Origin of the sequence: Xanthobacter autotrophicus (assembly GCF_030015065.1) — a bacterium.
Taxonomy (GTDB): domain Bacteria; phylum Pseudomonadota; class Alphaproteobacteria; order Rhizobiales; family Xanthobacteraceae; genus Xanthobacter; species Xanthobacter autotrophicus_D.
Genome location: NZ_JAIVFN010000196.1, coordinates 1 through 4797, shown reverse-complemented (window position 1 = coordinate 4797; position 4797 = coordinate 1). Strand labels below are relative to the sequence as shown.

The following is a 4797-nucleotide window of genomic DNA, read 5'->3' as shown; positions in this document are numbered from 1 at the left end:
TTTAGCTGCAGTCTCGTGGGCTCGGAGATTTGTATAAGAGACAGGGCCGGGCGCGGGCCGGGCTACTGTCTGGGTTCATGGGGCGCACGGTATCGGGCGGTCCGCGCCCTGTCAGCGCGCCGGCGCCCGGCATCGACAGGAAATGCGGGGATGACGCGGCTTTGCGCTGTCGCGCTCCTCACCCCCAGGGGCCGCGGCGCTGGCCGCCTTGAGGATCGCCACCCCACGGATCGCCACCCCACGGATCTCCGCCCGGCGGTCGGGCCGCCGGCGCCGGGCCGGGCGCGAAGCCACCGCCGCCGCCCATCTGCTGCGCCAGGGCGCGCAAGGCGGCGATGCGGTTCTCCACCGCCGGATGGGTGGAGAAGAGATTGTCCATCCGCGCCCCCGACAGGGGATTGATGATGAACATATGGGCAGTAGCGGGGTTCGCTTCCGCCTCATAATTGGGCACATGGTGAGCCGCGCCGGAGATCTTGCCCAGCGCCGAGGCCAGCACCATGGGCTGGCCGAGGATCTCCGCGCCACCCCGGTCGGCCTCGTATTCCCGCGAACGGGAAATGGCCATCTGCACCAGCATGGCGGCGAGCGGCGCCAGGATCACCATGAGGATGGTGCCGATGAAGCCGAAGGGATTGTTGCTGTCGCGGTTCCCGCCGCCGAACAGCATGCCGAAATTCGCCAGCATGGAGATGGCGCCGGCAATGGTGGCGGTAATGGTCATGGTGAGGGTGTCATAGTGCTTGATGTGCGCCAGCTCGTGCGCCATCACCCCCGCCACCTCGTCGGGGCTCAGGCTCTGGAGCAGGCCGGTGGTGGCCGCCACCGCCGCATTCTGCGGGTTGCGGCCGGTGGCGAAGGCGTTGGGCTGCGGATTGTCCATGATGAACACGCGCGGCATGGGCAGGTCGGCGCGGCGCGCCAGCTCGTGCACCATGCGCACGAAGTCCGGCGCGGTGGTCTCGTCCACCTCCCGCGCGCCGTACATGCGCAGCACCATCTTGTCGGAGTTCCAGTAGCTGAACAGGTTCATGCCTGCCGCCACCACGAACGCGACCATCATGCCGCCCCGCCCGCCGATGGCGAAGCCCACCGCCATGAACAGGGCGGTCATCCCGGCGAGCAGGATCGCCGTCTTGAGGTGATTCATCCCTCTCCTCCCGGCGCGGCAGCCGCGCCTCGCCCTAGAGCGCGATCCGATCAGATTGAATCAATCTGATCGGTGAATCGCCCTCTAAATTCAAGAAAGAGAACACGTTGCCCGATCAGCTTGCATCGCAAGCTGATCGGCGCGTGCTCTAGAGGATGGGAAGGCGGCGGGGCCGACGCAAGGGGAGGTTGCGGCGCGCCCGTCGCACGCCGGGGCGCGGGCCGCCGGCTCAGGTGTCGCGGGAGAGCCGGTTGGCCGGAACGCACTTCCAGCGGCCCACCTGCCATTGGGGATGTTCCTCGCTCCACTGGGCGACGGTGAACTGGGACGACATCATGCAGGCGGTGGGCGCCGCCACGTCCATGGAGACGTTGATGCGCTCTTCCCGGCAGGTAAGCGGGGCATTGATCAGGCAGGCATAAAGCACGACGAACATGGCACTGACTTCCCGTTTGGCTGCGTTGGGTCTGCCGTCCCTCCGTTTCCTTCCCCGCCTGCCTCCGCATCGGCAGATATCATTTAGTCCGCGGTATTATCGTGATCTGTCGCGAACAGTCTTATGAGCTTCACAGCTTTCGACGCAAAGCAAATACAATGCCAGATATGCTCTATTGCGTCGGCCAGGTCCCAGCGCGCCGGGCTCTTCTCGCAGGATGAGTGAGAATACCTCCACTGCGGCTTCAAGCCACGCTTGGAGCCTGCTCCAGTCTCGCACCCATCTTGCCATGGCCGGCGGCCCGGCTCCCAATAACGTCTTCTAACCAATCCTGACGGCTGCAAAATCCGGGGGTCCGGCGGGGCGCCGGATCACGCCGCATCACGCTGCGGCGCGGCATGGTTTCGCGTTGCAGCCGGCTTGCTGGCGAAGCTGTGCTCGGCTAGTCTCCGCCGCGCTATCTGGTGAACCGGTTCGGCACTCCTGCCGGGCGCTGACAACAAGGGTAGGCGGCATATGACCGCTTCCCGGAATGCCTTCGGGGCGGTCATCCCTGTTCGATCTACGAGGGAGGGCATAAGGTGGCTAAAATCAGCAAGGTTCTGATCGGTGAGGCGCTTGTCGGCGACGGCAACGAGGTTGCGCACATCGACCTCATCATCGGCCCGCGCGGCAGCGCCGCCGAGACGGCGTTCTGCAACAGCCTGACCAACAACAAGGACGGCTTCACCACGCTTCTCGCGGTGCTCGCCCCGAACATGCCCTGCAAGCCCAACACCCTGTTGTTCAACAAGGTGACCATCAAGGATGCGCGGCAGGCGGTGCAGATGTTCGGACCCGCGCAGCGCGGCGTCGCCAAGGCGGTGCAGGACGCGGTGGCCGAAGGCACCATCCCCATGGAAGAGGCCGACGACCTGTACATCTGCGTCGGCGTGTTCATCCACTGGGAAGCGGCGGACGACGCCAAGATCCAGCACTACAACTACGAGGCGACCAAGCTCTCCATCGAGCGCGCCGTGGCGGGTTTCCCCTCCGCCAAGGAAGCGACCGAGCAGCGCGATCTGGTGAAGCACCCCTTCGCGGCGGCCTAGAGCGGAAACCACCCTGGGCAGAGCGGCGACCTTCCGGCGATGCCGAAAGGTCTGCTTCAGCGGTTGGCCGCCATGTTTTTCAACAGGTAGTTCTAAAGCGACCGGCGGGGCTCCCTCGCCGGTCGTTTCTTTTGGCGGCCAGGGTCTTCGACCGGCGGCGCACCAGCCTCATCGCCCCTCGGCATCAGGGCTTGGGATCGCGCCGGATGAAGGCGCCGAACGCGCGCGGGCCGTCGCCCACATCGAGGGTCGCAGCGACCTTCAGCGTCCGGGCATCAATGGTGGACAGGGTGTTGTCGGACCAGTTGGCCACATAGACATGCCGGCCGTCCGCGCTGGCGGCGATGCCTTCCGGATACTCGCCCACATGCACCACGCCGCGCGGCTCCAGCGTCGCGGTGTCGAACACGCTCACCGTGCCCGCATACTGGTTGGTGACGAAGGCGAGGCGCCCGGCCAGCGCCACCGCATAGGGCCGCGACCCCACCTTCACCGTGCCCACCACGGCGCGGGCGGCGACATTGATGACGCTCACGTCGTCCGAGCCCACATTGGCCGTATAGGCCCGCCTTCCGTCCGCCGAGAGGGTGATGCCGAAGGGCCGCTTGCCCACATGGATCACCGCCACCCGTTCCAGCCGCGCCGCGTCGATGACGGAAACGGTGTCGTCGTCCCGGTCGGCCGACAGCACGAAGGCGCCGTCCGGCGTCACCGCGAGGCCCGAGGGGGATGCGCCGGCAGGCGCCGTGCGGATGGCATCGGGCGTGTCCGGGTCCACCACCAGCAGGCGGGCGCCATACCAGTCCGCCACATAGACCGGGCTGCCGGAGGGGGCCACCGCCACGCCCAACGGCCCGCCGGAGAGCGGGATGCGGGCCGCGACCTGCCGCGTCGCGGTGTCGATGACGGACAGCGCCTTCCCGTCCGGGCTGGTGACGAAGGCGCGGCGGCCATCCTCGGTCACGGCGATGCCGGCGGGCTGGCCGGGCACCGCGATGCGGGCGACGAGGCGGGGCGCCGCCCCGTCCGAGCCGCCGAGATCCACCACCGCCACCTCGTTGCCCGGCTGGTTGGTGACGAAGGCTTCCTCGGCCCCGGCCGGGACCGCCGCCCCCACCAGAAGCGCGAGGGCGGCAAGCGCGGTTTTCGTGCCGGAGTTAAGTCCTTCCCTACCGTCATGGCCGGCCCTGTGCCGGCCATCCACGCCCGGCGGCCGGGGACGAACCTTCGAAAGGATGAGCGAGCGGGTAGGCGTGGATGCCCGGCACAAGGCCGGGCATGACGCGCGGGAGCTTGCGTGGCGCCGCATATTCCCCAACACGCTCTCGGCTGAAGTGCGAACGCGCGTCAGCCGACCAGCGCGCGCACCAGGCCCCGTCAGGAGCCCTTCTCCAGCTTGGCCTTCAGCGCGTCGAGGCCGCTGCGATAGACCCCGGTCACCGCGGCGATGGCGGCGTCGTCGCTCAGTTCCGGCGGGGGATCGTTGTTGGGATAGCCCCGGTAGAAGGCGCCGCGCCACTCCACCTTGGAATGGGTACCGTCGATGGGCGTGACGGTAATGGTGGATGAATAGTTGGTCACGGGCAGGACTTTCACGTCCACTTCCGTGATGCGGTAGGAATAGCTCTTCTGTTCCGGCTCGAACTTGTAGAGCACCTCGTCGATGGTGCCACCGCCCTGGAGCGTGAGCTTGCGGGTGGCGTCCACGGCGTTGCCGCCCTGGCCGGCAGTGGCGGTGACGGCCGGATGCCAGCCCATGTCCTGGAAATTGCCGATGGCGGCCCACACCTTGTCGGCGGGAGCGTTGATCTCGACGCTCTCGGTCACCTTTTTGCGGGTGGGGCCGTGCGCGTCGGCCGCGACGGGAAGAAGCGCGAGCGAAAACGCCGCGGCGGCGGCGAGCAAAAGCTTCATGAAACCATGTCCTCCAATGGTTCGGCCCGTTCCCCGGGCCGTGTTCCTTGCGCAACAGCGGTGTCCGCCGGGCAGGCGGTCCTATCCCGGATCGAGCGGCGGCTGCCCCGGTGCCAGGATGCGGTTCTTCATCAGGTAGCGCACGCCGCGCAGCCAGGACTCATCCGTGTTCCCGCGGATGTCCACCTGCCCGCCCCGGACCAGCT

The 4797-nt window shown here is 67.5% G+C and carries 6 protein-coding genes; 1 reads left to right on the top strand and 5 read right to left on the bottom strand.

All coding sequences use genetic code 11. The annotated features are described in order from the left end of the window. Positions 1-178: 178 nt before the first annotated feature. Together htpX and K9U40_RS22025 are read right to left on the bottom strand one after the other, a co-directional pair. Positions 179-1150 carry a zinc metalloprotease HtpX gene (htpX, locus tag K9U40_RS22030; protein ID WP_282892251.1) on the bottom strand — a complete coding sequence of 324 codons (972 nt, stop codon included), beginning with the start codon at positions 1148-1150 and terminating at the stop codon, positions 179-181. Between the two features lie 229 nt (positions 1151-1379). Beyond that, the gene (locus K9U40_RS22025) at positions 1380-1586 is read right to left on the bottom strand and encodes a hypothetical protein (RefSeq protein ID WP_282892250.1); all 207 of its coding nucleotides are present in this window, start codon (positions 1584-1586) and stop codon (positions 1380-1382) included. A gap of 581 nt (positions 1587-2167) precedes the next feature. On the opposite strand from K9U40_RS22025, the gene fae reads away from it, so the two are divergent. Next, positions 2168-2677 (top strand): formaldehyde-activating enzyme, encoded by a 510-nt coding sequence (fae, locus tag K9U40_RS22020; protein ID WP_282892249.1) that lies wholly within the window; start codon positions 2168-2170, stop codon positions 2675-2677. A gap of 184 nt (positions 2678-2861) precedes the next feature. Here fae and K9U40_RS22015 read toward each other — a convergent pair whose 3' ends face one another. The 3 genes from K9U40_RS22015 to K9U40_RS22005 all read right to left on the bottom strand — a co-directional run bounded on the left by K9U40_RS22015 (position 2862) and on the right by K9U40_RS22005 (position 4795). Next, the gene (locus K9U40_RS22015) at positions 2862-3797 is read right to left on the bottom strand and encodes a cytochrome D1 domain-containing protein (protein WP_282892253.1); all 936 of its coding nucleotides are present in this window, start codon (positions 3795-3797) and stop codon (positions 2862-2864) included. Positions 3798-4054: 257 nt separating this feature from the next. Then, positions 4055-4591, bottom strand: a complete 537-nt coding sequence (locus K9U40_RS22010; protein WP_282892248.1) for an SRPBCC family protein — start codon at positions 4589-4591, stop codon at positions 4055-4057. Positions 4592-4672: 81 nt separating this feature from the next. Then, entirely contained in the window at positions 4673-4795 is a 123-nt protein-coding gene (locus tag K9U40_RS22005) for a DUF2380 domain-containing protein (protein ID WP_282892252.1), read from the bottom strand. Positions 4796-4797 lie beyond the last annotated feature (2 nt).